At 69.3% G+C, this 26,985-nt stretch carries 24 protein-coding genes and 1 other RNA gene; 12 read left to right on the top strand and 13 right to left on the bottom strand.

Annotated features, from left to right (window positions below; translation table 11 throughout):
* Nucleotides 1-44: 44 nt before the first annotated feature.
* The 5 genes from gcvA to G537_RS0132050 form a co-directional block, all read right to left on the bottom strand.
* Nucleotides 45-956, bottom strand: a complete 912-nt coding sequence (gene gcvA / locus G537_RS41155) for a transcriptional regulator GcvA (RefSeq protein WP_034853761.1) — start codon at nucleotides 954-956, stop codon at nucleotides 45-47.
* Between the two features lie 150 nt (nucleotides 957-1,106).
* The gene (locus G537_RS0132035; RefSeq protein ID WP_026873515.1) at nucleotides 1,107-2,036 is read right to left on the bottom strand and encodes a glutaminase; all 930 of its coding nucleotides are present in this window, start codon (nucleotides 2,034-2,036) and stop codon (nucleotides 1,107-1,109) included.
* Between the two features lie 7 nt (nucleotides 2,037-2,043).
* On the bottom strand, nucleotides 2,044-2,622 hold the full coding sequence (locus tag G537_RS0132040; protein WP_051249405.1) for a GNAT family N-acetyltransferase: 579 nt from the start codon (nucleotides 2,620-2,622) through the stop codon (nucleotides 2,044-2,046).
* A 127-nt stretch (nucleotides 2,623-2,749) separates the two neighbouring features.
* Nucleotides 2,750-3,256 carry a DUF2165 family protein gene (locus G537_RS0132045; RefSeq protein ID WP_026873517.1) on the bottom strand — a complete coding sequence of 169 codons (507 nt, stop codon included), beginning with the start codon at nucleotides 3,254-3,256 and terminating at the stop codon, nucleotides 2,750-2,752.
* Nucleotides 3,256-4,389 (bottom strand): ABC transporter ATP-binding protein, encoded by a 1,134-nt coding sequence (locus G537_RS0132050; RefSeq protein WP_026873518.1) that lies wholly within the window; start codon nucleotides 4,387-4,389, stop codon nucleotides 3,256-3,258. Before G537_RS0132050 ends, G537_RS0132045 begins: the two co-directional genes overlap by 1 nt.
* A 248-nt stretch (nucleotides 4,390-4,637) precedes the next feature.
* Between G537_RS0132050 and G537_RS41160 the strand changes: the two genes are divergently transcribed.
* From G537_RS41160 to G537_RS0132075, 5 genes are all read left to right on the top strand, one after another.
* On the top strand, nucleotides 4,638-5,639 hold the full coding sequence (locus tag G537_RS41160; RefSeq protein ID WP_051249406.1) for a lysylphosphatidylglycerol synthase domain-containing protein: 1,002 nt from the start codon (nucleotides 4,638-4,640) through the stop codon (nucleotides 5,637-5,639).
* Nucleotides 5,636-6,262, top strand: coding sequence for a CDP-alcohol phosphatidyltransferase family protein (locus G537_RS0132060; protein WP_026873519.1), 627 nt, complete (start codon nucleotides 5,636-5,638; stop codon nucleotides 6,260-6,262). Before G537_RS41160 ends, G537_RS0132060 begins: the two co-directional genes overlap by 4 nt.
* Before the next feature lie 66 nt (nucleotides 6,263-6,328).
* On the top strand, nucleotides 6,329-6,529 hold the full coding sequence (locus tag G537_RS0132065) for a (2Fe-2S)-binding protein (RefSeq protein ID WP_026873520.1): 201 nt from the start codon (nucleotides 6,329-6,331) through the stop codon (nucleotides 6,527-6,529).
* A gap of 70 nt (nucleotides 6,530-6,599) precedes the next feature.
* Nucleotides 6,600-7,562, top strand: coding sequence for a nucleoside hydrolase (locus G537_RS0132070; RefSeq protein WP_026873521.1), 963 nt, complete (start codon nucleotides 6,600-6,602; stop codon nucleotides 7,560-7,562).
* A 17-nt stretch (nucleotides 7,563-7,579) separates the two neighbouring features.
* Nucleotides 7,580-8,854, top strand: coding sequence for a hydroxyacid-oxoacid transhydrogenase (locus tag G537_RS0132075; protein ID WP_245579184.1), 1,275 nt, complete (start codon nucleotides 7,580-7,582; stop codon nucleotides 8,852-8,854).
* 148 nt (nucleotides 8,855-9,002) lie between these two features.
* Here G537_RS0132075 and ald read toward each other — a convergent pair whose 3' ends face one another.
* A complete protein-coding gene (ald, locus tag G537_RS0132080) occupies nucleotides 9,003-10,124 on the bottom strand; it encodes an alanine dehydrogenase (protein WP_026873523.1) in 1,122 nt (373 codons plus the stop codon).
* Nucleotides 10,125-10,300: 176 nt separating this feature from the next.
* Here ald and G537_RS0132085 point away from each other — a divergent pair, with 176 nt between their 5' ends.
* Entirely contained in the window at nucleotides 10,301-11,542 is a 1,242-nt protein-coding gene (locus G537_RS0132085; protein ID WP_081689190.1) for a lactonase family protein, read from the top strand.
* Nucleotides 11,543-11,751: 209 nt separating this feature from the next.
* Here the strand turns inward: G537_RS0132085 and rpsU are convergent, their stop codons facing one another.
* Nucleotides 11,752-11,955, bottom strand: coding sequence for a 30S ribosomal protein S21 (gene rpsU, locus G537_RS0132090; protein ID WP_026873525.1), 204 nt, complete (start codon nucleotides 11,953-11,955; stop codon nucleotides 11,752-11,754).
* A 145-nt stretch (nucleotides 11,956-12,100) separates the two neighbouring features.
* On the opposite strand from rpsU, the gene def reads away from it, so the two are divergent.
* Entirely contained in the window at nucleotides 12,101-12,634 is a 534-nt protein-coding gene (gene def / locus G537_RS41165; protein WP_034853763.1) for a peptide deformylase, read from the top strand.
* A 10-nt stretch (nucleotides 12,635-12,644) separates the two neighbouring features.
* Complete coding sequence (locus G537_RS0132100) at nucleotides 12,645-13,322, top strand: COQ9 family protein (RefSeq protein ID WP_026873526.1); 678 nt, start codon at nucleotides 12,645-12,647, stop codon at nucleotides 13,320-13,322.
* A gap of 121 nt (nucleotides 13,323-13,443) precedes the next feature.
* On the opposite strand, the gene G537_RS0132105 is transcribed toward G537_RS0132100, so the two are convergent.
* The 3 genes from G537_RS0132105 to G537_RS41170 all read right to left on the bottom strand — a co-directional run bounded on the left by G537_RS0132105 (nucleotide 13,444) and on the right by G537_RS41170 (nucleotide 16,692).
* A complete protein-coding gene (locus G537_RS0132105; RefSeq protein ID WP_026873527.1) occupies nucleotides 13,444-13,935 on the bottom strand; it encodes an SspB family protein in 492 nt (163 codons plus the stop codon).
* 83 nt (nucleotides 13,936-14,018) lie between these two features.
* Nucleotides 14,019-14,370: a transfer-messenger RNA gene (gene ssrA, locus G537_RS42725) on the bottom strand.
* A 9-nt stretch (nucleotides 14,371-14,379) separates the two neighbouring features.
* A complete protein-coding gene (locus G537_RS41170) occupies nucleotides 14,380-16,692 on the bottom strand; it encodes a S8 family serine peptidase (RefSeq protein ID WP_051249407.1) in 2,313 nt (770 codons plus the stop codon).
* Between the two features lie 188 nt (nucleotides 16,693-16,880).
* On the opposite strand from G537_RS41170, the gene thyX reads away from it, so the two are divergent.
* Nucleotides 16,881-17,822, top strand: coding sequence for an FAD-dependent thymidylate synthase (thyX, locus tag G537_RS0132115; protein ID WP_026873528.1), 942 nt, complete (start codon nucleotides 16,881-16,883; stop codon nucleotides 17,820-17,822).
* Nucleotides 17,823-17,850: 28 nt separating this feature from the next.
* Here the strand turns inward: thyX and G537_RS41175 are convergent, their stop codons facing one another.
* Nucleotides 17,851-19,023 (bottom strand): hypothetical protein, encoded by a 1,173-nt coding sequence (locus G537_RS41175; protein WP_155888874.1) that lies wholly within the window; start codon nucleotides 19,021-19,023, stop codon nucleotides 17,851-17,853.
* Nucleotides 19,024-19,234: 211 nt separating this feature from the next.
* On the opposite strand from G537_RS41175, the gene G537_RS0132125 reads away from it, so the two are divergent.
* Complete coding sequence (locus G537_RS0132125) at nucleotides 19,235-23,101, top strand: hypothetical protein (RefSeq protein ID WP_026873529.1); 3,867 nt, start codon at nucleotides 19,235-19,237, stop codon at nucleotides 23,099-23,101.
* A 32-nt stretch (nucleotides 23,102-23,133) separates the two neighbouring features.
* Here the strand turns inward: G537_RS0132125 and G537_RS0132130 are convergent, their stop codons facing one another.
* Both G537_RS0132130 and apbC read right to left on the bottom strand, forming a co-directional pair.
* Nucleotides 23,134-23,466, bottom strand: coding sequence for a hypothetical protein (locus G537_RS0132130; protein ID WP_026873530.1), 333 nt, complete (start codon nucleotides 23,464-23,466; stop codon nucleotides 23,134-23,136).
* Nucleotides 23,467-23,565: 99 nt separating this feature from the next.
* Nucleotides 23,566-24,696: an iron-sulfur cluster carrier protein ApbC gene (apbC, locus tag G537_RS0132135; RefSeq protein ID WP_026873531.1), complete on the bottom strand. Its 1,131-nt coding sequence runs from the start codon at nucleotides 24,694-24,696 to the stop codon at nucleotides 23,566-23,568.
* A gap of 117 nt (nucleotides 24,697-24,813) precedes the next feature.
* Between apbC and hflK the strand changes: the two genes are divergently transcribed.
* Entirely contained in the window at nucleotides 24,814-25,953 is a 1,140-nt protein-coding gene (gene hflK / locus G537_RS41180) for an FtsH protease activity modulator HflK (protein WP_034853767.1), read from the top strand.
* Between the two features lies 1 nt (nucleotide 25,954).
* Entirely contained in the window at nucleotides 25,955-26,950 is a 996-nt protein-coding gene (gene hflC / locus G537_RS0132145) for a protease modulator HflC (protein ID WP_026873532.1), read from the top strand.
* Nucleotides 26,951-26,985 lie beyond the last annotated feature (35 nt).

A 26,985-nucleotide genomic window follows, 5' to 3' on the forward strand; every position in this document is an offset into this window, starting at 1 on the left:
GCTAGCCGCCGTCCGCTGCGGTCGACGAACGCGAAGTTTTCGCCTTATGGGTGACTCGGATTCACCTGTGAGGCCGCCGCCTCGCCGCGGATCCAGTCGGTGAAGGCGGCGACCGGCGGGGGCGGGGGGCCGGGGCGGGTCACCAGCCAGTAGCCGAGGCCGGGCGGGGCGAAGGGCGGGCCGCCCAGCGGCTCCACCAGCGCGCCGCTGCGCAGCCGCTCGCCGATCAAGGCATGCCGGCCCATCGCCACGCCCTGGCCCGCCAAAGCCGCCTCCAGCACGATGTTGTAGTCGTGCAGCATCAGGGTGCGGGCGCGGGCCAGGTCGAAGCCATGCGCCGCCGACCAGGCGGGCCATTCGATCGGCTCGCGGGCGTAGGACAGCAGCAGGGTGTGGTGCAGCAGGTCGGCCGGGCGCGCGATCGGCGGGCCGCGCCGCAGCAGCTCCGGGCTGACCACCGGGGCGATCCGGTCGGCCAGCAGCAGCGCCGCCTCGACCTCCGGCCAGCCGCCGGTGCCGTAGCGGATCGCCAGGTCGGCCTCGCCGCCCTTCACGTCCACCAGGGCGTTGGACGGCTCCAGCCGCAGCTCGATCTCCGGATGCGCGGCGGCGAAGCGGGGCAGGCGCGGCACCAGCCAATGGGTGGCGAAGGAGGCGAGCAGGCTGACCCGCAGCACCGCCCGCTCCGGCCCCCGCACCGCACGCGTCTCATCCTCCAGCAGATCGAAGGCGCGGCGCACCCCGTCGAGATAGCGCTCGCCGGCCGGGGTCAGGACGATGGCGCGGGTCTTGCGCCGGAACAGGGCGGTGCCGAGCTCGCGCTCCAGCCGCTGCACCTGGTGGCTGATGGCGCTCGGCGTCACCAGCAGCTCCTCGGCGGCGAGGCGGAAGCTCAGATGCCGGCCGGCTGCCTCGAAGGCGCGCAGGGCGGGCAGGGAGGGCAGGCGCCTTGGCATCGGCTCAGAGACCGTTCGAGAATGCGCTGGCGTGAGTCGGCTGGTGGCGGTTTCGAGAACCGGAGCGCAGCGGACATGGAAGTCCGTGAGCACCGGAAGCGGAGAAACCACCATCAGACGGCCACGCCAGTAGCATTGTCGGACGGTCTCTCAGGGCCCGAAGACCGACCAGCCCATGGCCTTGGCCAGCCGCTCCAGCGCCAGGGTGCCGAGCAGCGAGTTGCCGTGCTGGTTCAGCCCGGGCGACCAGACGGCGACCGAGGCGCGGCCCGGCACGATCGCCAGGATGCCGCCGCCGACGCCGCTCTTGCCCGGCAGGCCGACGCGGAAGGCGAAGTCGCCCGAGCCGTCGTAATGGCCGCAGGTCAGCATCAGGGCGTTGATCCGCCGCGCCCGCTCCGGCGAGACCACGCGGTGCCCGGTCGAGGACCGGCCGCCGCCATCGGCCAGGAACAGCCCGGCGGTGGCCAACTGCCGGCAGGTCATGGCGATGGCGCATTGGTGGACATAGACGCCGAGCGTCAGCTCCACCGGATGCAGCAGGTTGCCGAAGGACTTCATATAGGCGGCCAGCGCCATGTTGCGGAACGCGGTCCCGGCCTCGGACCGCGCCACCTTCTCGTCGATGGCGATGCTCTCGTCGTCGGCCAGCCAGCGGACGAAGCGCAGGATCGACCCGATCGCCTCGCGCGGCTGGTGCCCGGCCAGGACGACGTCGGTCACCACCAGCGCGCCGGCGTTGATGAAGGGGTTCCGCGGCACGCCCTGCTCGTGCTCGAGCTGGACGATCGAGTTGAAGGCGTTGCCCGACGGCTCGCGCCCCACCCGCCGCCACAGCGCGTCGCCGACGGCGCCGAGCGCGAGCGTCAGGGTGAAGACCTTGGAGATGCTCTGGATCGAGAACGGCACCTCGGCGTCGCCGGCGCTGTGGAAGCCGCCGTCGAGGGTGGCGACCGCGATGCCGAACTGGCCGATTTCGACCTTCGCCAGCTCCGGGATGTAGCTGGCGACCTCGCCGCGCCGCTGCTCCCGCGCCATGGCGTCGGCGATCCCGCCGACGACGTCGCTCAGATCCGGCATTCCGGGCTCAGCCCTCGCGGTCGATCGTCATGTACAGGGCGGCGCCGTCGGGCGTGTCGATCGGCCCGCGGCGCCGGAACCCGGCCTTCTCATAGGCGCGGATCGCGGCGGCGTTGGCCGGGGCGGGGTCGACCTGCACCCGCGCCGTCTCCGGCAGGGCCAGCAGGCGGCGCAGCACCAGCTGGATCAGCCGGGTGCCCATGCCGCGGCCGATCACGTCGGTCTCGCCCAGGAACAGGTCGATGCCGAAGGTCTCGCGCGGCAGCTGGTGGGCCGCCCAGTAGCTGTCGGGATTGGCGTGGTAGACATGCATGTAGCCGATCGGCCGGCTGCCCTCGCAGGCCAGGAACGGGGCGATGTTCGATTCGACCAGATGGGCGGCGATCTGCGCCAGCTCCTCCTCCGGATCGCCCCACCAGCGCATGACATGCGGCAGTTCCAGCCAGCGGGCGATGATCGGCAGGTCCTCGATCCTGAGCGCGTTGAGGCCGATCGACGGGTCGACGACATCGGCGATGCGCTGATCCGCCAGCTTCAGCGCGATGCCGGCCGGCCCGGCGGCGGGGAGGGGGTGGTCGTCGCTCATGCCGCGCCGGGGACGGCGATCCCGCCGTGTCGGAAAGGGGAAAAGGTCATGGTCGTATCGGCGCTGCGAACGGGTCAAGAACCTGTACCCGATCGTGGCGAGCGGTCAAAGGGTCCTGTGCCGCACCTCAAATATCATACGGCAGCTCCTCGTCCCTCTGGTTCAGGAACAGCAGGACCAGGCCGGTGACGGTCAGGAACAGATGGGCGGCGGGCTGGCCGTTCCACTCCTTCGACTGCCACATGGCGAACCATTCGCCGCCGATGGCGACGAAGCCGAAGGCGTAGAGCAGGAAGCCCATGCCGACCCCGGCCAGCGCCGGGGCCTTGGCCCGGGCGAAGACGGCCGACGGCGCGTCCCAGCGCAGCGCCATGCGGGCGGCGCCGACCCAGCAGACGGCCGCGGTGGCGATCTGCCAGATGATGATCAGGGCATAGAGGAGATGGTGGACCCACGGAACGTCGATCGCCCGCCACATCAGGGCGGGCGACCGGAAGGTGGTGTCCATCGCCAGCACGTGCCGGACGAAGGCGAAGTTGGAGCCGTAGTCGGTCAGGTTGCCGACCGCGACCAGGGTGAAGAACAGGGCAATACCGGCTGTGGCCAGGATCTTGAGGATCCTGGCCGTCAGCATCAGTGGGCCATCGCCGGCTCACGGCCGATATCGGCCATCGGGTGCCGTTCCGCCCGCTGCAGGGCCTGGCCCTGGGCGTCGAACAGGTGGCAGGTCTCGGCCGCGAAGCCGATCTTGATCTGGTCGTTGGTCTTGACCCGGCTGTCGCCGTCGGCCTGCACCGTCAGCATGCCGACCTCGGTCTTGACGTAGAGATAGGTCTCGCCGCCCAGCCGCTCGACCACCAGCACCTGGCCGGGGATGGTGGCGGCGCCGGTGCCGGACTCGTTCATGTGCTCCGGCCGGATGCCGAGCGTGACCTTGTCGCCCGCCTTGGCCCGGCCCGGCTGCACCGGCACGGTGACGGAGCCGGCGCCCGGCAGCTTCACCGTCGCGTTGGCGCCGTTGGCCGCGGTGATCTCGGTCTCGATGAAGTTCATCTTCGGGCTGCCGATGAAGCCCGCCACGAACAGGTTGTCGGGATGGTGGTACAGCTCGAGCGGCGAGCCCACCTGCTCGATCACGCCGGCGTTCAGCACCACGATCTTGTCGGCCAGCGTCATCGCCTCGACCTGGTCGTGGGTGACGTAGATCATGGTCGCGTTCAGGTCGTTGTGCAGGCGGGCGATCTCGATCCGCATCTGCACGCGCAGCGCCGCGTCCAGGTTCGACAGCGGCTCGTCGAACAGGAACACCTTCGGGTTGCGCACGATGGCGCGGCCGATGGCGACGCGCTGGCGCTGGCCGCCCGACAGCTCCTTCGGCTTGCGCTTCAGCAGATGCTCGAGCTGCAGGATGCGGGCGGCGTCGCCGACCTTGCGCTCGATCTCGGCCTTGCTGGTCTTGGCGAGCTTCAGGCCGAAGGCCATGTTCTCGTAGACCGTCATGTGGGGATAGAGCGCGTAGCTCTGGAACACCATGGCGATGCCGCGCTCGGCCGGGGGCAGGTCGTTGACCCGCTGGCCGTCGATGGCGAGGTCGCCGGCGGTGATGTCCTCGAGGCCGGCGATCAGCCGCAGCAGGGTCGACTTGCCGCAGCCCGACGGGCCGACGAAGACGACGAATTCGCGGTCGCGGATGTCGAGATCGACGCCCTTGATGATCTCGAGGTCGCCGAACGACTTACGAATGCCACGGAGCGTAACGCCAGCCATGTTTCCTCCACTGCGCAAAACTTTGTCCGCACCATATCCAGCACGGGCGGCCGAGGCCAGCATTTTGGAACGCCCGGCGTCAAATCGTCTGATGTTTGCACGATTCTGATTCGGGCGGGCGGCCGGGCCGGCCGTGCAGTCGATTGACACGGGCCCCGCCGGCCCCGCTTAATCCGCCCGCCCGAGAGGAGCCGCCGCGGCATGCCGATCCGAGATCCTGTCCCGCCCGCCATGACCGCCACGGCATCGTGACCCGGCGCGCCATCAAGCTCGCCACCGCCCTGGTCGGGCTCGCCGGGCTGTGCGGCGTCATCGGGCTGGTCGCCTCGCAGAATGCCGAGGCGGTGCTGCGCCTCCTGCTCGGCGCCAGCGGCGGCATCCTGCTGGTGGTGGCCTATCACCTCCTGCCGATGGCCTGCTCGGCGATGGGCTGGCGCGCCGCCATCCGGCCGCTGTGGGCGGCCGGGCCCGGCATCTTCGTATGGGCGCGGCTGGTGCGGGAATCGGCCAATGCGGTGCTGCCGGTGGCGCAGGTCGGCGGCAATGTGCTCGGCGCCCGCGTCCTGGCGCTGCACGGCGCCGGCACGGTCCCGGCCGGCGCCGGGATGCTGGTCGACCTCACCCTCGAATTCCTGAGCCAGATCCTGTTCTTCGCCATCGGCCTCGTCGTGCTGCTGCTGATCGGCAGCGGCGACATGCTGCGCTGGGGCGGGATCGGCCTGATGGTCGCGGTCCTGACCGGCGTCGCCTTCGTGCTGGTGCAGCGCTGGGGCATGTTCCGGCTGTTCGAGCAGCTGCTGGGCCGGATCGCCCAACAGTTCGACTGGCCGGCCCTGGGTTCGCTGGCCGGGCTGCACGACACGGTGATGGCGATCTACCGCGACCGCCGGGCATTGGCGCTGTCGGGGGCCTGGCACCTGGCGGCCTGGCTGCTCGGCGCCGGCGAGGTCTGGCTGGCCCTGCGGGTGCTGGGCGCCGATGTCGGCTTCGCCGAGGCGCTGGTGATGGAGAGCATCGGCCAGGCGGTGCGCACCGCCGCCTTCCTGGTGCCCGGGGCGCTCGGCGTTCAGGACGGCAGCATCCTGGCGCTCGGCGTCATGTTCGGCCTGCCGCCGGAGCTCGCCCTCTCGGTGGCGCTGGTCAAGCGCATCCGCGAGCTGCTGCTGCATGCCCCGGCCCTTTTGATCTGGTACCTCATCGAAGGCCGGCGCCTGCTGCGGACGCCGGATGTTGCACGCGAGCAGACATGAAGTCGATCTACACCCAGCCCCACACCTCCTGGACCCATCGCCTGACCCGGATCATGGTGCGGCCCCTGGTCGGCACCCGGGTCACGCCGAACCACCTGACCACGGCCCGGCTGCTGACCGGCCTCGCCAGCGCCGGCGCCTTCGCCGTCGGCGATGCGCGCTGGACCTTCTGGGGCGGCGTCATCTGGCTGGTCTCCTGCCTGCTCGACCGGGCGGATGGCGAGCTGGCGCGGCTCGGCAACAGCTCCTCGCGCTTCGGCCACATCTACGACTACTACTCCGACATCACCGTCAACGCGCTGATGTTCCTGGCGATCGGGATCGGGCTGCGCACCGGCTGGCTGGGCTCGGCCGGGCCGCTGCTGGGGATCCTGGCGAGCGCCGGGGTGCTGCTGGCCTCGATCCTGTCGGAGCGGCTGGAGGCCGCGGGCGCGGTCGAGACCAAGGCCTATGTCGGCATCCTCGGCTTCGACTTCGACGACGCGCTCTACCTGTTCGCGCCGGCGGCCTGGTTCGGCCTGTTCCCCTACATCCTGATCGGCGCGGCGATCGGCGGGCCGTTCTTCGCCATCCTGACCGCGGTGCGCCTTCGCGCCGCACGGGCAGGATCGGAAGTGGGATAGAGCGCCTATTGACACTCATTCGCAATCTCATCTAAATCCGGCGGACCACACCGGAGCCGCCGACGCATGTACATCTGCATCTGCAACGCCCTGAACGACACTCAGATCCGGTGTGCCGTGGAGGCAGGGGCGAAGAACGCGGGGCAGGTCTATGCCGGGCTCGGCTGCGCGCCGCGCTGCGGCAAATGCGTCACCGCCATCCGCCAGATGGTGAACGAGGCCAACCGCGAGCAGGACGACGCGCCGGTCCTCCTCGCCGCCGAGTAAGCCGCCTCTGTACGCCGCGCCGCGGCGGTGCTAGCCAGCCTCCCGAGAGAGTTCCGAAGGGGAGGCCGCGATGGCGGGGACAAGGCGCATCATCATCGACACCGATCCGGGCCAGGACGATGCCATCGCCATCCTGCTGGCGATGGGCTCGCCGGAGCTGGAGATCGCCGGCCTCACCACCGTCGCCGGCAATGTGCCGCTGCACCTGACCACCGCCAACGCGCTGAAGCTGTGCGAGCTGGCCGGCCGCACCGACATCCCGGTGGTGCAGGGATCGATCCGCCCGCTGGTGCGGCCGCTGGTCACCGCCGAGGCGGTGCACGGCAAGACCGGCCTCGACGGCTCCGGCCTGCCGGACCCGACCACGAAGCCGGTCCCCGGCCATGCGGTCGACTGGATCATCGACACGATCATGGCGGCGCCCGAGGGCACCTATACCCTGTGCCCGCTCGGGCCGCTGACCAACATCGCCGCGGCGCTGGTGCGCGAGCCGAAGATCGCGCCGCGCATCCGCGAGATCGTGTTCATGGGCGGCGGCTTCTTCGAGGGCGGCAACACCACCCCGGCGGCCGAGTTCAACATCTATGTCGATCCGCACGCCGCCCATGTGGTGCTGACCAGCGCCATCAAGCTGACCATGGTGCCGCTCGACGTCACCCACAAGGCATTGATCTCCCGCGCCTGGCTCGAAAAGGTGGCGGCGCTCGGCACGCCGGTGGCGAGGAGCGTCGCCGGCATGCTGGATTTCTACGAGCGCTTCGACATGGACCGCTACGGCACCGCCGGCGGCCCGCTGCACGACCCCTGCGTCATCGCCTATCTGCTGCGGCCGGAGCTGTTCGGCGGCCGCGACTGCCATGTGGCGGTCGAACTGGCGGGCGAGCACACGCTGGGCATGACCGTGGTCGACTGGTGGGGCATGGCCGAGAAATGGGGCCGCCCCGACGAGAAGCCGAAGAACTGCCGCGTGCTGCGCGAGATCGACGCCGACGGCTTCTTCGAGCTGATCTACCAGGCGCTGCGGCGGCTGTGAGAATGCTGGAGGGCGGCGTGACCGAATCCCTCGAAAGCGTCTTCACCATCGAGGCGGCGCCGCTGAAGTTCGGCGCCGGCGCGGTCGAGGAGCTGGGCTGGGAGCTGAAGCGCCTCGGCGTCTCCCGGGTGCTGTTGGTCGCCGATCCGGCGCTGCACGAATTCAAGCTGGTCGACCGGGTGATCGGCATCATCCAGCGCAGCGGCATCGGCGTCACCCGGTTCGAGGGCATTGCGGTCGAGCCGACGCTGGAATCGCTGGAGCTCGCCGCCGAGGTCGCGCTGGCGGCGGAGGTCGACGGCTTCGTCGCGCTCGGCGGCGGGTCGACCATCGACACCGCCAAGGTCGCCAACCTGATCAAGCGCCATGGCGGCGCGATCATGGACTATGTCAACCCGCCGATCGGCGGCGGCCGCAAGCCGCCGGGGCCGTTGTTCCCGCTGGTCGCGGTGCCGACCACCTCCGGCTCGGGGTCGGAAGCGACGACCGTCGCCATCCTCGACATCCCCGAGCTCAAGGTGAAGACCGGCATCTCGCACCGCCATATCCGCCCGAGCCTGGCGCTGGTGGATCCTGAGCTGGCGCGCACCACCCCGGCCGGAGTCACCGCCTCGGCCGGGCTCGACGTGGTCTGCCACGCCGTCGAATCCTACATCTCCAAGCCCTTCGACGCGCGGCCGCGCCCGGCCGCGCCGGACGACCGGCCGCCCTATCAGGGCAGCAACCCGGTGGCCGATGTCTGGTCGCTGCAGGCGATCGAATTCGGCGGCCGGTACTTGGCCCGGGCGGTGGCAGACGGCGAGGATCTGGAGGCGCGCGGCACGATGATGCTGGCCGCGACCATGGCCGGGATCGGCTTCGGCACCGCCGGGGTGCACATCCCGCACGCCTGCGCCTATCCGATCGCCGGGCTGAAGCACGTCTTCCATGCCGACGGGTACAGCCGCGACCACGCCTTCGTGCCGCACGGCTATTCGGTAATCGTGACGTCGCCGGCGGCGTTCCGCTTCACCTACGACGCGGCGCCGGAGAAGCACATCCGGGCGGCGGAGCTTTTGACCGGACGATCGGTCAGCGATCCGGGGCCGGACAGCCTGCCCGCGGCGCTGATCGCGCTGATGCGGCAGGTCGGCGCGCCGAGCGGCATCGCCGCGCTGGGCTATGGCGAGGCCGACATCCCGGCCCTGGTCGAAGGCGCGCTGAAGCAGCAGCGCCTCCTGGTCGGCGCGCCCAAGCCGGCCGGGCCCGCCGATCTCGAACGCATCTTCCTTGAGTCGCTGGTGAACTGGTAATTCCAGCGGCCTTTAAGGTCGACCCTCCAGCCCCATTCCGTCATGGCGAGGCGCGGGGCGCCGTGGCCATCCAGGAGGGGCGGTGCCGCCTGGATGGCCACGCCCCTTCGGGGCTCGCCATGACGGTTAAGTGTTGCGGCCGTTGGTATCAGGCGGCGCGCAGCACCACCTCGGCCGGGACGTAGTTCAGCCCCAGCGCCTCGGCCACCGGCTTGTTGGTGACCTGGCCGGAATGGACGTTCAGCCCCTCGCGCAGATGCGGGTCGTCCAGGCAGGCGCGGCGATAGCCCTTGTCGGCCAGCGCCAGGGCGAAGGGCAGGGTGGCGTTGTTCAGCGCGAAGGTCGAGGTCCGTGCCACGCCGCCGGGCATGTTGGCGACGCAGTAATGCACCACCCCGTCGACCACGTAGGTCGGGTTGTCGTGGGTGGTCGGACGCGAGGTCTCGAAGCAGCCGCCCTGGTCGATGGCGACGTCGACCACCACCGAGCCGGGCTTCATCTTCGCGATCATGGCGCGGGTTACCAGCTTCGGCGCCGCGGCGCCCGGCACCAGCACGGCGCCGATCACGAGGTCGGCCCCGGTGACATGCTCCTCGATCGCGTCGACCGTCGAGTAGATGGTGTTCAGCTCGGCGCCGAACTGCAGGTCCAGCTCCTTCAGCCGCTGCAGCGACTTGTCGATCACCGTGACATGGGCCTCGAGGCCCATCGCCATGCGCGCGGCGTTGGTGCCGACCACGCCGCCGCCGAGGACGACGACCTTGGCCGCCGGAACGCCCGGCACGCCGCCCAGCAGCATGCCGCGGCCGCCCTGGATCTTCTCCAGGCAATGGGCGCCGCACTGGATCGACATTCGGCCGGCCACCTCGCTCATCGGCGCCAGCAGCGGCAGGCCGCCGCGGGCATCGGTGACGGTCTCGTAGGCGATGGCGACCGCGCCGGACTTCATCAGCAGCTCGGTCTGGCGCGGGTCCGGCGCCAGATGCAGATAGGTGAACAGCACCTGGCCGCGGCGCAGCATCCGGCATTCGTCCGGCTGCGGCTCCTTGACCTTCACGATCATGTCGGCGCGGTCGAAGATCTCCTGGGCGGTGGACACGATCTCCGCCCCCGCGGCGCGGTAGCGGTCGTCGCCGAAATCGATCCCGGCGCCGGCATTGGTCTCGACGATGACGCTGTGACCGTGATGGACCAGCTCGCGGACGGAGCTCGGGGTCAGGCCGACACGGTACTCGTGGGTTTTGATTTCCTTCGGCACGCCGATGAGCATGTTTCCCCCGGGTTTCGTTGCCGGCGGCCGCCCTGCGGGCGGCGCCTCTCCGATTCCTACATCAGCCGTGAGGAGAATGACATCATGTGAGCTGACACGGGTCGAAACGGCGGCGGCGTCTGTCTTGCCGGCGTCTATCCTGCTGATGTCACCCCACGGGAGAGGAACCAGCTCGAATGACGTCCAAACGGGACCACATTCCACAATCCCCAGGCGATCTGCGGCCGTTTCCGCCTAAGCTGGCTCGCTGGATCAAGCGATTCGCCGTCATTCTGTCGGTTGCTGCCGTGAACGCATGTGCTCAGGGACCAGGCGCGCCCGCGGGCGGCGTCTACAACCTGCTCGTCGGCACCTACACGGGCGGCGGCAGCGACGGCCTCTACGTCTATCGCTTCGACAGCAACACCGGCAGCGTCACGCCGGTCTCGTCGGTCAAGACGGAGAATCCATCCTATCTCGTGCCGACCCGGGACGGCCGCACCGTCTATGCCGTCAACGAGCTGCCGGGCGACAACGGCCCCGCGAGCCAGCGCGGCGGCATCAGCGCGTTCGGCTTCGACGCGAGGACAGGCACGCTGACCTTCCTGAACCGCGTGTCGGCGACGGGAAACGACCCGTGCTATCTGAGCCTCTCGCCCGACGGCAGGTATCTCGTCGCCGCGAACTACTCGGTCGCGGCCGACCCCGGCGGCAGCTTCTCGGTGTTTCCGCTCTCGGCCGACGGGCGGGTCGGCGCCGCCGTGCAGACCGTCCATCACGAGGGCTCGGGGCCGGTGAGGGGACGGCAGGACAGCGCACATGTGCACTCGACCGTGTTCTCGCCCGACGGCCGGTCCCTGTTCGTGCAGGATCTCGGGGCGGATCGGATCTTCGAGTACCGCTACACGCCGGACGGCGTCCGCCGGCTCTTCATCTCCACCGGCGATACGCCGGTGGCCGCGGGGTCCGGCCCGCGTCATCTGGTGTTCAGCGCGAACGGCCGCTTCGCCTATGTGACGAACGAGCTGAACGCGTCGGTGGGCGTGTACGGCTATCGCGACGGGCGCCTCACGCACATCGAGACCGTGCCGATGTCCGAACCCGGCTTCAAGGGCAGGGTGGGGGCCGCGGCGCTCCATCTGTCGCCGGACGGCCGCTTCCTCTATGCGAGCAACCGCGGCGACGCGAACGAGATCGTGATCTACGCCGTGGATGCCGGCAGCGGGCGCCTGACGCTCGTCGGCCGCCAATCGACCCTCGGCAGGACGCCGCGCGAGTTCCTGATCGACCCGAGCGGCCGGTGGCTGATCGTCGGCAACCAGGACAGCGACAGCTTCTATGTGTTCCGCCGCGATGTCGCGACGGGTGAACTCGATCCCGACGGGCAGAAGATCTCGGTCGGAAAGCCGGTGGATTTCAAGCTGGTTCCGGTGCCGTAACGTCGGGCCGGCTCGCAGCGAGCGAGATGAAACGGGCGGCGCATGCGCGCCGCCCGTTTCATCCTTGCGCCGCAGGGCGTGCCTCTGGATCGGCCAACGACAAAACCGCCGCGAGGCAATGCCTCCGGCGGTCCGGCAAATCCGTTCTGTCGTCCGCGGCGGGCCGCGGTGGAAGCTCCGTCGTCCGCATGCCCGCGGACGGGGCGTCGTCAGAAGCCTTCGCGCTCGAGCCGCTTGCGCAGCATCTTGCGGGCGCGGCGCACGGCCTCGGCCTGCTCGCGGGCGCGCTTTTCGGACGGCTTCTCGTAGTTGCGACGAAGCTTCATCTCCCGGAAGATGCCCTCGCGCTGCATCTTCTTCTTCAGCGCGCGCAGCGCCTGGTCGACGTTGTTGTCACGGACATGGACTTGCACGTTCTGCCATCGCTCCTTTCACAGCCGGGGTGATCCCGGTGCAGGTCTCAGTGGGGCGTGTCTTGTATCACGCGACTTTTTGCTTGCCAAGTCGGGGCAAATCAGGTTTGCGCCCGCCAGACCGGGTTCATCGGGAGACGGAATTTTGACTCTGTTGAAGATCGTCGGCATGGGCCACCCGGTGCTGCGCCGAATCGCCGATCCGGTGGAGGATCCGGGCGATCCGGAGATCGCGCGGCTGGCCACCGACATGATCGAGACGATGCGGGACGCGCCGGGAATCGGCCTGGCCGCGCCGCAGGTCTACCGGCCGTTGCGGCTGATCGTGTTCGAGGTGCCGCCGGGACGGCAGGAGGAGGGCGAGCCGCCGGCGCCGGAGGGGCCGACGGTGCTGATCAATCCGGAGATCGTGCCGCTGGTCGAGGACAAGGCGCTGGGGCTGGAGGGCTGCCTGTCGATCCCGGGCTTCCGCGGCCTGGTGCCGCGCTGGCGGCGGATCGGCTATCGTGGCCTCGGCCTCGACGGCAGGCTGATCGAGCGCGAGGCCGAAGGCCTGCACGCCCGCGTGGTGCAGCACGAGGCCGATCATCTCGACGGCGTGCTGTATCTCGACCGGCTGCGCGACCTCAGGGACCTCGCGGTCGACGCCGAGGCCCGCCATCTCGCCGACAGAGCGTGAGGGAGACATCATGACCGACCCGATATCGAGCGACCGGACGGCCGAACGCGACGCCCTGCTGCTGGCGGTCCTGCCGCATGTCGCCTTCGACGGCTGGACCCGGCAGGCCCTGCGCCTCGGCGCCGAGGATGCGGGATTCGGCCTCGACGACGCCGCCATCCTGTTCCCCGGCGGAATCGCCGAGCTGGCGGAGCATCTGCACGACTGGGCCGACCGCGCGATGCTGGAGCGGCTGGCGGAGGAGGGCGAGGCCTTCGAGGCGCTGCGGGTGCGCGAGAAGATCGCCCAGGCGGTCATGGCCCGGCTCGACATCCTGCTGCCCTATCGTGACGCGGTCCGCCGCGACCTGTCGCGCCGGGTGCTGCGCCCGCTGTCGCGCCGCGGCCTGCACCAGCTGCATCGCACCGTCGATGCGATGTGGCGGGCGGCCGGCGACCGCTCGACCGACATCAACTACTACTCGAAGCGGGGGCTCCTGGCCGGGGTCTACGCCTCGACCCTGCTGGTCTGGCTCGACGACCGCTCCGAGGGGCAGGAGACGACGCGCGCCTTCCTGGAGCGCCGGATCGGCGAGGTGCTGGCCTTCGGCCGCCAGATCTTTGGGCTGAAGCGGCTCGGCGATCTCGCCGAAGCGCCGTTCCGGCTGGCCGCCCGGCTGCGCGAGGGCAGGGGAGCGGCAGCTGGTTAGGCCAAAGACTCGTTGTCATCGCCGGGCTTGAACCGGCGATCCAGGGGCCACCCGGAGCGGCACCGACATTCCTGGATGCCGGGCCAAGCCCGGGCATGACAGCCTTATAGATTGCTGCGGCTTACTTCTTCCGGAAGGCGTCCAGCGCCACGACCTTGGCGCCGTCGCCCGGCGCGGTCTCGGACGCCGGGGCCTTGGCGCCGGCCTCGTCCGGCTCCGGCGCGGCCTCCTCGGCGGCGACATCCTCTTCGCCGGGCTCCCGGGCGGACTGGAACTGCAAGGCGAAATTGACCGACGGGTCGGCGAAGGTGGTGATCGCGGCCAGCGGGATCACCAGGCGCTCGGTCTTGCTGGAGAAGCTGAGCGAGACCGAGAACCGGTCCTCGCAGACCTCGAGCCCGAAGAACTGGTGCTGCAGGACGATCGTCATCTCCTGCGGGTATTTCTGCCGCAGATAATCCGGGATCGTCACCCCGCGATGATTGGTCACGAAAGTCAGGTAGAAGTGATGGTCGCCCGGCAGGCCCTTCTCGGCCACCTGCGCCAGGGCTTCCCTGACCACGCCACGCAGGGCGGATTCGACCATGCGGTCGTATCGAAGTTCGTCGTCCATCCGATCACACTAGACCGGGGCCGGCGGGTTGAAAAGGGAGACGCGCGGCCCGGGGCCGCTCAAGTCCGACATTTGGAAGCGGAAACGGGGCGTTCTGTTGCTGGGTGCCCCTGACCCCACCTCGACGGGGCTAGCCGCCGAGGGATTTAAGAGAGGACGCTAAGCTGCTTACGCAGCCGCGCGAACCTCAGCAAAGTTGTCGTTGGCAACTATTGCTACGGCCCGATAACGGCGGAACCATGCCGGACGAAAACCATCTCTTTACTACACGCGTCGATCCTGTTTCGCCCCCGCGCTCCGTCCAACGCCGGAGATTTGGTGGAGGCGCCGGGTACTGCCCCCGGGTCCGCTGTGCCTATTCCAGAAGGCGTTTATCGTCATAGTCGGTTGCCCGACGCCCGTAAGATAGGCATTCGCCGCCGCGGAGGGAAGGGGTTAGCCCGCTCACAGCACGAAATCGGCGGCGATCAGCGCGATCGTTCCGGTCAGGCGGATATGGAAGTCGGAGACGCCGTCGCCATTGACGTCGCCGGCGATGGTGGTCACGCCTGCGCTGGTGAAGGCGAAGCGCAGCTCGCCGGCGTGGTGGCTGTACAGGCCCGAGCCGATGAAGCTGAACGCCTGGTTGCCGGCGACGGTGGTGACGGCATCGATCGGGGACAGGTCGATCTTGTCGCCCTGGGCCCGGCTGAAATCGGTGATCCGGTCGGAATTGGCGCCGACGACGCTGTGGGCGGCGAAGGACAGCACGAACCGGTCGGCCCCGGCACCGCCGGCCAGCACATCCTTGCCGGCCCAGCCGTTCAGGGCATTGGCGCCGCCGTTGCCGGTCAGGGTATCGGCGCCGGCCGAGCCGTTGACGTTCTCGATGCCGGAATAGCTGTCGCCCTGGGCATCGCCGCCGCTGCCCGTGCCGCTGGCCAGGTTGGCCGCCACCCCGACCGAGCTGTTGTAGTAGCTGACGAGGTCGGTGCCGGCGCCGCCATTCAGCGCGTCGGCCCCGGCGCCGCCGCGGAGCACGTCATTCCCCCGGCCGCCGCTCAGCTGGTTGGCGCCGCCGCCGCCGTTGAGCTGGTCGTTGCCGTCGCCGCTGATGGCGTTCTCGATCACCGTGCCGACGGCGAAGGCGATGGCGCGGCCGGCGATGGTGGCGGCCCCGTTGAGGAGGTCGATCACGGCGGCGCCGGTCAGCGCGGCGCCGTTGATCGTGTCCACCCCGCCGCCGTCGGTCAGGGTCCGGCGCGCCGCGTCGGCGCCGACGGTCGCGAATTCGTCGGTGTAGACATAGGTGTCGTTGGCGCTGGCGGCGTCGCCGTAGAGGCGCAGGCTCCAGGAGTTCAGCGTGCCGGTGTCGCCGAAGACGAAGTCGCGGATGGTCAGGGTCCAGGTGCCCTGGCCGGTCTCGCCCCAGTCCTGGACGGTGCCGAAGGTGAAGTTGATGTTGTCCTGGCTCGAGCCGTCGACGGCGTCGTCGCTCAGCCCCGGGCGGTTCAGGAGGACGCTCTCGGTGCCGTCCGGCGAGGTCAGGATGATCTGCAGGTCGCCGATCCAGGTGTGGCTGAGGTTCAGCGTCACCTCGACCCGGTCGATCTCGATGCCGCTGGCAATGGTCAGGCTGGTGGTCACGCCGTCTTCGTCGCCGTCCGGAACGGCGAGGCCGGGCGAGGCCGAGGCGGCGACGCTGATCTCGTTGGCGCTGGTGTGTGCGGGGCCGGTCCAGCTCTCCGCCAGGCGCACCGCGGCATGGGCGTCGACCAGGCCGAAGCCGATGTCGTGGTTGACCGTCAGGCCGCCGCCGTTCCAGTTGGTCGCGCCGTTGGTCTGGTCGACGGTCGCGCCGGCGGCGGCGGAGCGGGCGGTATAGGCCAGGATCTCCTGCACGTCGCGCCAGCCGAGATTCGGATTGGCGTCGAGCATCAGGGCGACGATGCCGGAGACCATCGGCGCCGCGGCCGAGGTGCCGTTGAAGCTGGTGGTGTAGTCCCCCGCGGCATAGCCGGCGGCACCGGCCCGGTCGGTGGTGACGATGGTGCCGGCCGAGGGGCTGCCCGGCGCACCGACCAGGATCGTGGCGCCGGGCGTCGAGTAGTCGGAGATGCCGCCGTCCGCATTGGTGGCGCCGACGGTGATGGTCCAGCGATTGTTCTGGAAGCTGTGCAGGTTGGTGTCGTCGCCACCGGAATAGAGGTTGCCTGCCGATTGGACGATGATCGTCCCCAGCCCGTCCCGCCCGTTCGTCGCCGCGTTGACCGTGGCCGCGCGGGCGGCGGCCCAGCTGGCATCGGCGAAGTTGTCGAGGAAGGCGGAGTTCGGGTCGTTGGCGAAGGCGTTGCCGAAGCCCCAGCTGTTGTTGAGCACGTCGGCATCTGCCGCCGCCTGGTTGCGGGCGTTCGCCACCGCGCTCTGCAGCGTGTTGAAATACAGCGGGTCGTAATAGGACAGCAGCGTCGCGCCGTAGGCGATGCCGACCACGCCCGTGCCGTTGCGCTCCGCCGCGATGATGCCGGCGACGGCGGTGCCGTGGTTGTCGTCGGTCGCCACCGGCGCGCCGCCCGAACCGCCGGTATAGGCGTTGAAGCTGTGCGCCGTGTCGATGTTGTCGTTCAGGTCGGCGTGGCCGAAGTCGATGCCCTGATCGTGCACGGCGACGACCACGCCGTCGCCGGTATATTCGTCCCAGATGTTGCCGAGATTGATGCCCCAGGCGCCGGTGAGATGCCATTGCTGGGCATAGAGCGGGTCGGTCGGAGCCGGCATGACGGACAATCCTGCAATGGAAATGAGAAGCAGGAACATACCTGGAAAATGCGGCCGTTCTGCGAAGCAATTGTCCTAAACTTGCGGTGCGCGGCAGCGGTGGCTGTGCCCACCGCCCACACCAGCCCTTGGTCCCGGAACCGGGTGGGGCTACAGTATCTGGAAATTCTCTGACAGAACCTGGCCTCATGACCATCACCGCCGACCAGCGCGCCGAGCTGGACCAGATCCGCGCCGCCACCTTCGCCACCCGCCGCGCCACCGTGCCGGCGCTGGAGGAGGTCCTGTTCGAGCCGCTGCCCGTGCTCGACCACGGCTTCGTCCGGGTGATCGACTACATGGGCGATGATTCGGCGGTGGTGCAGGCGGCGCGCGTCTCCTACGGCCGCGGCACCAAGAAAGTGTCGGAGGATGAAGGGCTGATCCGCTACCTGATGCGGCACTGGCACACCACGCCCTTCGAGATGTGCGAGATCAAGTTCCACGTGAAGCTGCCGATCTTCGTGGCCCGGCAGTGGATCCGGCACCGCACCGCCAACGTCAACGAGTACTCGGCCCGCTACTCGATCCTCGACCGCGAGTTCTACCTGCCGGCGCCGGAGCATCTGGCGGCGCAGTCGCGCAACAACCGCCAGGGCCGCGACGCGGTGCTGGAGGGGGAGGAGGCGTCGCGGGTGCTCGACCTGCTGCGCGAGGATGCCGAGCGCTGCTGGCGCGACTATGCCTGGATGCTGAACGAGGAGATCGACGGGTCCGAGCCGGTCGACCCGAACCGCCAGGGGCTGGCGCGCGAGCTGGCGCGGATGAACCTGACGCTCAACACCTACACCCAGTGGTACTGGAAGACGGATCTGCACAACCTCATGCATTTCCTGAGGTTACGGGCCGATCCTCATGCGCAGTACGAGATCCGGGCTTATGCCGACGTGATGCTGGACGCGATGGAGCGCTGGGTGCCGCTCTCCACCCGGGCGTTCCGCGATTACCGCATGAATGCGGCCACGATCTCGGCACCCGGCCTCGCCGTGCTGCGCCGCCTATTGGCGGGCGAGACGGTGTCGCAGCCGGACAGCGGCCTCAGCCCGCGCGAATGGCGCGAGCTGATGGCGGTGCTGGGCCGGCCGGCCTGACGCCGAGGAGGGCGTCGCATCCCGGCGGTTATTCCTCCGGGATGCCGAGCTCGTTCCGAACCTGCGTGACCAGCGGCCTTGTGGCCTCGTTGTTCTCCCACTCCTGCCCCGACAGCTTGTCGGCCACCTTGTCCCGCTCGAGATACTGGCGCTGCTCCTCGGGCAGGTCGGTGCAGACGTTGGGCAGGGCCGAGAGATAGGCCGTGAGATACTGGCGCGTGTTTCCGGGGATCGGATTCTCGGCCCCCGGATTCGTGGCGACGGGCACCGGATCGTTCACGTTCTGAACGACCACGTTGTAGAGCTCTTCCATGACCGCGCCGGAGGCGTTCCCCCAGTCGTGCTGGGTGATCGCCTGGAATTTCGCGCTGTTGTCGGCGCTGGTCACCTGCCCGACATAGTTCCAGATCTGGGCCCTGAGCTGGGCGCGGTCGCCGCTGTTCGCGGCATTCTGGATCGCCGTCAGCCCCGGATCGGTCTGCGTCGTTTCGTCGGTCCCCTGCGCGCCGTTGGTGCTCAGGCCGCGCTCCTGCGCGATCTGGGTGACGTCGGCCTTGATGTCCTCGCCGTTGACGGGCCACTCCTGGCCGAGCAGCTGGTTGACCATCTGCTGCTGCGCGTCGGTGTCGTTGCCCAGCGCGTCGAGGGCGTTGTTGATCACGAAGCTGCGCGCGTGGGCGGAGCCCTCGGCGGCGTAGTCGTAGCCGACCAGGTCGAAGGTGGCCTGGACGAAATCCTCCTGCGGCACCGAGTTCAGATAGGTCTGAATGTCGGCGTCGATCGCATCCCATTGCTGGGTCGCGGTGCCGGAATCGGCGTTCGAGGCCTTGTTGGCGCGGGTCTCGATGCTCTGGGCGAAGGCATCCCGGCCCTCGGGGCCCAGGGCCGCGGCGCCTTCCGGCGTCGGGGCGGGCACCGCCACCGCTTCGCCGATCTGGATCAGGTCGTCATCCGCGAATTCGTTGTGGGCGGTCATCTCGGTCCAGGGCGAGCCGATCTGCTCCGACATCGACCATTGCGAATCGCCTTCCTCGGCGATCAGGAACCGCATGTTCGAGGCCTCGTTCGCGTCGATGCCGTTCCGTTGCATCGCTGCCTGGACGGCCGCCTGCCATTGCTGCTGCTGCCCGGTGGGCACGTAGGTCGTGACGCCGTTCTCGACCCTGAGCATGCGTCCGTCCTTGTCGACCTCGATCGCCATTCCGGCCTCCATTCCTCTCCACCGGGGCGCACGATAGGCGACGAGCTGTTCCAGGAAGATGACGGTTCCGTGAAGATGTCGGTCACGGCGGTCGTGACGATAAAAATCCTACGAAGGGCGAGGTCGTCCTTCTTTGTCATACAAATGAAATAACGGCGTCATGCAATTTTTCTAGGCTTCCCGACCGGTCCACGAAGGCGGTGGGGAAGACATGCTGAAGCCGATCGAGCGCAACCCACGTCCCGCCAACCCGGTCCGGCCCAACACCGACGCCGAGTTCCAGGCGGCGGTGCAGCGGGCCCTGGAGGCCCGCGCGGCGGCTGAGGGGCGCCCGCCCGAATCGCATGGCTACGAGACGGCGGGCCAGGTGCAGCCCGGCGACGGGCTGATACGGCTGGTGGGGACCGACGGCGTCGCCAACAACGGGCAGTTCGCGGATCCGAACGACATCAACCCCGGCGACATCTACTTCCAGCAGGGGCCGTCGCCGGTCAGCGCCGAGACGGAGGGGCTGATCGACACCGCGCTCGCCTACGACCGCGAGCACGACCCGAACTCGGCCGACAGCCAGGGCAACTGGGACGCGGTGCAGTCGGCGATCGCCGGCGAGCTGCGCCAGTCCGTGCAGCTCGACGCCAACGGCCAGCTCCAGCTCACCGCCGACCAGCAGGCGAAGCTGCAGGCGCTCAACAGCTGGGCGGTCGGCACCGACCGGCTGTCGCTGGAGACGCAGCAGGCGCTCGAGCAGGTCGATGGCGAGGTCCAGCAGCAGTCGCGGACCACGGCGCTCGACCAGCAGATCTCCGCGGTCGAAGCGAATCTGAACCAGGTCAACGACAAGCTCGACGGCCAGAGCTTCGTCCGCAAGGGCTGGGGCTGGATCACCCCGGGCAAGAGCGCGGGCGAGGAGTTCCGGGATTTCCTGGAGGACAAGCTCGACGGCCTGAGGGAGCTGAGGCAGAACGACACCGGGCTGCCGCAGCCGCAATACGAGCAGAAGCTGAACGCCGTCCTCGGGAATTTCGAGGAGGAGTTCCAGGAACACGCCGACGCGATGGCGGAGAGCGATGAGACCTGGAACACGATCGGCGAGGTCGGCCGGGTCGTCGCGGCGACGACCGTCGGCATCGTCACCACCGCGGCCACCGGCGGCAATGTCGTGGCCGGTTTCGCCGCGGGCTTCGGCACCTATGAGCTGATCGACGCGGCCGGCGACATCAGCGCGGTGGTGCAGGGCGACGACATGTATGCCGACGGCCACAGCTCGCTGATCGGCTTCGGCATGGATGCGGTCGGCCTTGACGGCGACAGCGGCGACGGCTTGGGCGTCAGCGGAGACCATGCCATGGCGGCGCTGAAGGACACGGCGATCGACGGGCTGTCGTCGATCACCACCGCCGGCGCTACCACGGCCGGAATGCGGGTTTCGACCGCCGTGGGGACGCGGCTCGGCACCACCGCGCTGCCGAATCTGGCGCAACGCTCCGTCGCCACTGCGGCGGGCGCCACGACGGGGCAGGTGGTGAACGGCGCCGGCCAGCTCGCCAGCGACGCCACCCGGCTGGCCTTCGACAACAAGCTGTTCACCGAGGAGGGCGGGCAGCAGCTGCTCAACTCCGCCAAGACGCAGGGTATCTACCTCGCCACGGCGCCGGTGACCGGGGCGGTGGCGGGCGCGATCCCGGTGCAGCGGTTGGTCAGCCCGGCCGCCAACGCGACCGACGATGCCGTCTCGGGCACGTCCCAGGTTGCGGGTGCAGCCGACGACGTTGCCAACGCAGCCGACGATGTCGTCAATGCCGCCGACGACGTTGCCAACACCGCCGACGATGCCGTCAACGCGGCCGACGACGTCGCCAACGCATCCGATGATGTCGTCAACGCGGCCGACGACACTGTCAGTGCAACCGATGACATCGGCCTGGACACGATCCCGGCAGCACAAGCCACCCGCCTGTCGCGCCTCGGCCTGGCCGGCCAGTTCGGCAACGATCTGGCGAACAACTTCGGCGGCGCCGAGCTGGTGGCGCAGCTGACCGAAGGCCGCCACATGAACCGGAACGAGGCGATCTCGGCGGCGATGGGGGCGCTGCCGGGCACCGTCCAGAACGTCGCCATGCACCCGGACATGATGGCCCGGATCGCCGCACGCCGCGAGATGCTGGTGGACAGTGGCGGAATCCGGCAGGAGTCAGATGTTCCCAAGCTGTGGGGCTGGCAGAGCAGGATCCCGGAGTTCCGCCTCGGTGCCCAGGTCCGGATCCTCGGCAACCCGGACATGGTCACGCAGGATAACCTGCCGCAGTTCGGCCGGCCGACCCTGGCCTCTGCCGGTGCGGCCATCAGCACCAAGATGAACGTCAGGGCGCTCGGGCAGTCTGTCATCGACAGCCTGGTGATGGGGTCGACCAAGCCGTTCCGGCTGACATTGGGCCGCGAGCTGACGGTGTCGCAGCGGCCGCACGAATACCGCAACATCACGCTCAAGGAGGCGGGGATGCTGCCCGCCTCCAACCAGACGGTCTTCCAGATCAAGGGATCGACCGTGCTGAAGCAGGGCGAGCAAGCCCTGTTCGCGACCGATCCGACCCAGGTCTCGGCGGATTTCATGCCGACGCTGCAGGGCGTGCGCGACATCGGGGCGCCGCGCGACGCGGACGGCAACGAGCTGCCCGGCAGCGTGATGGAGCTGAGCTGGGGCGCCATGCTGCCCGACGCGCAGACGGTGACGCTCCATCCGGGCGAGATGGATCTGCTCGGCACCGTCGCCGGGCGTGACGCCCCCGTCGACGCCTTCGTGGCCGTGCCCGAGGGCGGCATCACCTTCACCAAGCTGATGGAGGAGCAGAAGGTCGGTATCCGGCCGCGCTTCTGGACCAACTTCATCCCCGGGCTGAGGCATCTGCCGCTCCTGGGCGCGGAGCGGCGGCCGGAGGACAACATCAAGGTCACCATCCCCGAGGGCACCGTGCTGTCGAGGCAGGCCTGGGACCAGATGCAGGCCACCTATGAGCGGCTGTCGATGCGGACCAGGATCGTGGTGGACGACGAGACCAGCCGGCTTCTCCTGGACTCGGAGCCCGATCTCGCGACCATCCGGGGCCTGGTCGGCGATGAGCGGATCGATCCCAGCACTGCCGTCTCCTACGTGCCCGGACGCGCCAGCGGCATGCGCCTGTCGGCGGTCACCGGCAAATACGCGGAGGAGTATGTCGACCTTCTGACCGGCAGGGACTACCAGTGGCATCGCGATGCGGCGAATGCCGACTTCATCTTCAACGACCGCTATCCGACCGAGAGCATCCCCGGCCTGCGGGACAGCGTGCCGAACCCCGATCAGGCGCTCTCCAACGACGCTTACCAGCACCGTGTCAGCGCGGCCGAGTACGACAGACTCCAAGGGGATGACCAGTTGCGCGCCCTGCCGCGCTCGACGGAGCAGGACAGGACGCCGCTGGTGCGCGGGGTGCCGTCCGAGGTCAACATGTACCGCCGGCTGACCGGACCGATGGCGTCCTTCGTGGCCGAGGCGACGCGCTTCACCGCGTCCCTGAAGCTGCCGACGTTCAGCCTGCCCTTCCTGCCGGTTGCCGCGTCGCTCGAATTCCGCGGCCAGGTCAAGATCGACCCGCCGGGCGTGTCGAAGGAGACGCCGCGTGGCGTCTCCCGCGCCGTGAGAGAGCGCGAGGACGTTGTCTATACCTATGCCGGAGACGATGGCGGCAACCGGTACGTCACGGTCCCGAGCTGGCTGGACGCCTTCCTGAGACATGGGGAGCAAGGCCAGGGCGTCCTGTTCCCCGAAGGCGGCGCCGCCGCGATGAGGCAATACCTGGTGGATCTCGAAGCATCGGCGAGGACGGACCAGCAGCGCCAGGCGATCGCGGATTTCCGCGACGGCGTGCTGCCGCAACTCGGCAACGAGATCCTGACGCCGCCGGCCAGGATCGAGGCGATCCGCCAGTTCCTGGAAGGCCAGGCCGTGCCCGCCGGCGCCGCGCCGCGCATCCCCGAATGGGTCCCGGCCGATCCGATGCCGCTCTGGAATCAGAGGCGCCAGGCCGGCGGGAATGGCTGACCGGCCGATCGGTCAATTCCGGATCGGCTTGGTCACTCCAGGTCGATCACCGGCCGGCTGCACAGGTTGAGGCTCCAGTACTCGGCCTCGGCACCGTCGTTCTGGCGCACCTTGACGTCGAAATAGCAGCCGCCGCGCAGGTCGTCGGTCGGGATCCGGGCGCTGGCGCCGGGCGCCAGCGGCGCCGCGCGCAGCCGGTTGTAGCCCCAGGAGCTCTCGAAGTCCGGCGAGACGCGCAGATCCTCGATCGTGCCGCTCCGCCGGTTCTGGATCTCGACCGAATCCGGCAGGGCCTGCGCCCATGCCGCGGCGGCGGAACCGGCCGCGAGCACGGCGAGCACCGCGATCCGGCAGAAGCGTCCCATCACTCTCCCACTCCGAGGGGGCGGCGTCCGGTCCGTCCGGCGCCGCGATTTGGCTTCTTATCGGCTCGATTTGTGGCGAGGTGGTGACGCTGTGGCCGCTCACTCGATCACGATCCGGGGAGCGGCCGGGCCGCTGCCGGCGCGCAGCTTCTCCCACACCCGCGCGGCGATGGCGCGGTAGGCCTCGGCATGCGGGCTGTCGGGCGCCGAGACCACGATCGGGCGCCCGGAATCCGAGGTCTCGCGGATGGTGACGTCGAGCGGGATTTCGCCGAGGAAGTCGCAGCCCAGCTTCTCCGCCTCCGCCCGCGCCCCGCCATGGCTGAAGATGTCGGTGCGGTGGCCGCAGTTCGGGCAGCAGAAATAGCTCATGTTCTCGATGATCCCGAGCACCGGGACGTCGACCTTGCGGAACATGTTCAGGCCCTTGCGGGCGTCGAGCAGGGCGATGTCCTGCGGCGTCGACACGATCACCGCGCCGGCCAGCGGCACCTGCTGCGCCATGGTCAGCTGCGCGTCGCCGGTGCCCGGCGGCATGTCGACCACCAGCACGTCGAGCGTGCCCCAGTTGACGTCGCGCAGCATCTGCGACAGCGCCGACTGCACCATCGGGCCGCGCCAGATCATCGGCGTCTCCTCGTCGATCAGGAAGCCGATCGACATCACCTTGAGGCCGTAATTCTCCTTCGGGTCCAGGCTCTTGCCGTCGGGCGAGCTGGGCTTGCCGGTGATGCCGGTCATCCGCGGCATCGACGGGCCGTAGATGTCGGCATCGAGCAGCCCGACCTTCAGCCCGTTGGCGGCGAGGCCGAGGGCGAGGTTGACGGCGGTGGTCGACTTGCCGACGCCGCCCTTGCCCGAGGCGACGGCGATGATGGCGCCGACGCCGGCGACCGGCAGCTTGCGGCTTTGTGCCCCACCTGGGGCGGGGCGGGGCGCAGGGGCGGCGCTCTGGGGCTGGCCGGCGCCGCGATGGGCGGTCAGCACCGCGGTGACCGACAGCACGCCCGGGATCGCCGCCACGGCCTTCTCCGCGGCCTGGCGCAGGGGCTCCAGCTGCGGGCCGCGCTGCGGATCGACCTCGATCGAGAACAGCACGTGGCCGTCGCGCAGGGTGAGGCCGGAGATCATGCCGAGGCTGACGAGATCGCCGCCGCGCTCCTCGTCCCGCACCTTGCCCAGCGCCTCGCGCACTGCGGCTTCGGTGACCACCGTCCGGCCGTTTGCCATGGTTGAACTTCCTGCCCTTTGTCCAATATGACAGGCTCCACATTTGCGGCCCGCCGCGCCGAGATATAGCATCCGGCGCCCGGGATGACAGGGCGGTCGACGGGGGAAGGGATCTGGATGCCGTGGAGTAATCAAGGTGGTGGTGGCGGTGGCGGCCCCTGGGGCGGCTCACCGCAGGGCGGCGGACAGAATCCCTGGGGCCGTGGCGGCCCGAGCCAGGCCGACATCGAGGAGATGATCCGCCGCGGCCAGGACCGGTTCCGCCAGGTCATGCCGAAGGGCTTCGGCGGCGGCCGCGGCATCCTGATCGCGATCGTCGTCATCATCATCGGCTGGCTCTTGACCGGCATCTACCGGGTGCAGCCGGACGAGCTGGGCGTGGTCCAGCGATTCGGTGCCTATGTCCGGACCGAGCAGCCCGGCCTGCGCTACCACCTGCCGGCGCCGATCGAGACGGTGACCAAGCCGTCGGTGACGACGCAGAACCGGATCGAGGTCGGCTTCACCAGCGGCGAGGGCCGCGCGGCAGGCCGCGACGTGCCGGACGAGAGCCAGATGCTGACCGGCGACGAGAACATCGTCGACATCGATTTCGTCGTGCTGTGGCGCATCTCCGACCCGGTCGCCTATCTGTTCAACATCCGCGACGCCCGGGCCACCGTGAAGGTGGCGGCGGAAAGCGCGATGCGCGAGGTGATCGGCCACACCGAGATCCAGCCGGCGCTGAACGAGGCGCGCGGCCGGATCGAGCAGGACGCCCGGCGCCTGCTGCAGGCCACGCTCGACAGCTACGGCAGCCCGGGCCGGCCCGGCATCGGCGTGGTGATCGACCAGGTGCAGCTGCAGAAGGTGGCGCCGCCGCAGCAGGTGATCGACGCCTTCGACGACGTGCAGCGCGCCCGCCAGGACCAGGACCGGCTGCGCAACGCCGCCGAGACCTACCGCAACGACATCGTGCCGCGGGCCCGTGGCGACGCCGAGCGGATCACGCAGGAGGCCGAAGCCTATCGCGAGCAGGTGGTGGCGCGGGCCCGCGGTGACGCGGCGCGCTTCACCTCGGTGCTGCAATCCTACCGGGCGGCGCCGGCGATCACGGCCGAGCGCTTCTATCTGGAGACGCTGGAAAGCGTGCTGAAGGGTTCCAACAAGATCCTGATCGACGACGCCGTCGGCGGGCAGGGGGTGCTGCCCTATCTGCCGCTGAACGAGCTGATCAACCGCCCGGCTCCGGCCCCGGCGCAGCGGGGAGGGCAGTGAGATGAATGCCAAACTAGCCGCTCTCGGCGCCGCCGTCGTCGTCGCCGGCCTGGTCCTGGCCGACTCCCTCTACACCGTCAATCAGAACGAGCAGGCCCTGGTGCTGCAGTTCGGCGAGGTGGTGAAGGTCGAGGACGAGCCCGGGCTGAAGCTGAAGCTGCCGATCATCCAGAACGTGCAGTTCTACGAGAAGCGCGTGCTGGACGTGGATCCGCCGGTCGAGCAGGTGATCCTGTCCGACCAGCGCCGGCTCGACGTCGACAGCTATGCCCGCTACCGGATCGTCGATCCGCTGCTGTTCTTCCAGTCGGTGCGGAACGAGCAGATCGCCGGCACCCGGATCAGCAGCTTCGTCAACAACGCGCTGCGCAACGTGCTCGGCAACTACACCCAGCTCGACGTGCTGTCGGAGCAGCGGGGACCGATCATGCGGTCGATCCGGGACCAGGTCGAATCCAACGCCAAGCCGCTGGGCATCGAGATCGTCGACGTCCGCATCGTCCGCGCCGACGTGCCGGAGGGCACGGTGCAGTCGGTCTACGACCGCATGCGCTCGGAGCGCGAGCGCGAAGCGGCGCAGTACCGCGCCCAGGGCGAGGAATACTCGCTGCAGATCCGGTCGCGCGCCGACCGCGACCGCACCGTCCTGCTGGCCGAGGCGGAGCGCAAGGCGCAGGAGCTGCGCGGCCAGGGCGACGCCGATGCGATCCGGATCCAGGCCGAGGCCTACGGCGCCGACCCGCAGTTCTTCTCCTTCTACCGCAGCCTGCAGGCCTACCAGAACACGCTGGGGACGACCGGAACCACGCTGGTGCTGTCGCCGAAGGGCGATTTCTTCAAGTACTTCAACGACGTCACCGGCCGCGGCCTGGTGCCGGCGGTGACCCAGGAGACCCCGCCCGGCACCAACAACGCGCCGGCTCCGGCGCCGGCGGTCCCTGCGCCAGCTCCGGCCCAGCCCGAGCCGGCCCCTGCGGCACCGGGTAGCCCCGGCTGATGGAAGCCCGCATCTCGCCACGATCGGGTGTATGA

The organism is Inquilinus limosus DSM 16000 (assembly GCF_000423185.1).
GTDB lineage: Bacteria > Pseudomonadota > Alphaproteobacteria > DSM-16000 > Inquilinaceae > Inquilinus > Inquilinus limosus.

Excerpts from the sequence above, each read along its gene's own strand:
- gcvA (WP_034853761.1), bottom strand. The coding sequence starts at position 956 with ATGCCAAGGCGCCTGCCCTCCCTGCCCGCCCTGCGCGCCTTCGAGGCA.
- G537_RS0132035 (WP_026873515.1), bottom strand. The coding sequence starts at position 2,036 with ATGCCGGATCTGAGCGACGTCGTCGGCGGGATCGCCGACGCCATGGCG.
- G537_RS0132040 (WP_051249405.1), bottom strand. The coding sequence starts at position 2,622 with ATGAGCGACGACCACCCCCTCCCCGCCGCCGGGCCGGCCGGCATCGCG.
- G537_RS0132045 (WP_026873517.1), bottom strand. The coding sequence starts at position 3,256 with ATGCTGACGGCCAGGATCCTCAAGATCCTGGCCACAGCCGGTATTGCC.
- G537_RS0132050 (WP_026873518.1), bottom strand. The coding sequence starts at position 4,389 with ATGGCTGGCGTTACGCTCCGTGGCATTCGTAAGTCGTTCGGCGACCTC.
- G537_RS0132060 (WP_026873519.1), top strand. The coding sequence starts at position 5,636 with ATGAAGTCGATCTACACCCAGCCCCACACCTCCTGGACCCATCGCCTG.
- G537_RS0132065 (WP_026873520.1), top strand. The coding sequence starts at position 6,329 with ATGTACATCTGCATCTGCAACGCCCTGAACGACACTCAGATCCGGTGT.
- G537_RS0132070 (WP_026873521.1), top strand. The coding sequence starts at position 6,600 with ATGGCGGGGACAAGGCGCATCATCATCGACACCGATCCGGGCCAGGAC.
- ald (WP_026873523.1), bottom strand. The coding sequence starts at position 10,124 with ATGCTCATCGGCGTGCCGAAGGAAATCAAAACCCACGAGTACCGTGTC.
- G537_RS0132085 (WP_081689190.1), top strand. The coding sequence starts at position 10,301 with ATGACGTCCAAACGGGACCACATTCCACAATCCCCAGGCGATCTGCGG.
- G537_RS0132100 (WP_026873526.1), top strand. The coding sequence starts at position 12,645 with ATGACCGACCCGATATCGAGCGACCGGACGGCCGAACGCGACGCCCTG.
- G537_RS0132105 (WP_026873527.1), bottom strand. The coding sequence starts at position 13,935 with ATGGACGACGAACTTCGATACGACCGCATGGTCGAATCCGCCCTGCGT.
- G537_RS41170 (WP_051249407.1), bottom strand. The coding sequence starts at position 16,692 with ATGCCGGCTCCGACCGACCCGCTCTATGCCCAGCAATGGCATCTCACC.
- thyX (WP_026873528.1), top strand. The coding sequence starts at position 16,881 with ATGACCATCACCGCCGACCAGCGCGCCGAGCTGGACCAGATCCGCGCC.
- G537_RS41175 (WP_155888874.1), bottom strand. The coding sequence starts at position 19,023 with ATGGCGATCGAGGTCGACAAGGACGGACGCATGCTCAGGGTCGAGAAC.
- G537_RS0132125 (WP_026873529.1), top strand. The coding sequence starts at position 19,235 with ATGCTGAAGCCGATCGAGCGCAACCCACGTCCCGCCAACCCGGTCCGG.
- G537_RS0132130 (WP_026873530.1), bottom strand. The coding sequence starts at position 23,466 with ATGGGACGCTTCTGCCGGATCGCGGTGCTCGCCGTGCTCGCGGCCGGT.
- apbC (WP_026873531.1), bottom strand. The coding sequence starts at position 24,696 with ATGGCAAACGGCCGGACGGTGGTCACCGAAGCCGCAGTGCGCGAGGCG.
- hflK (WP_034853767.1), top strand. The coding sequence starts at position 24,814 with ATGCCGTGGAGTAATCAAGGTGGTGGTGGCGGTGGCGGCCCCTGGGGC.
- hflC (WP_026873532.1), top strand. The coding sequence starts at position 25,955 with ATGAATGCCAAACTAGCCGCTCTCGGCGCCGCCGTCGTCGTCGCCGGC.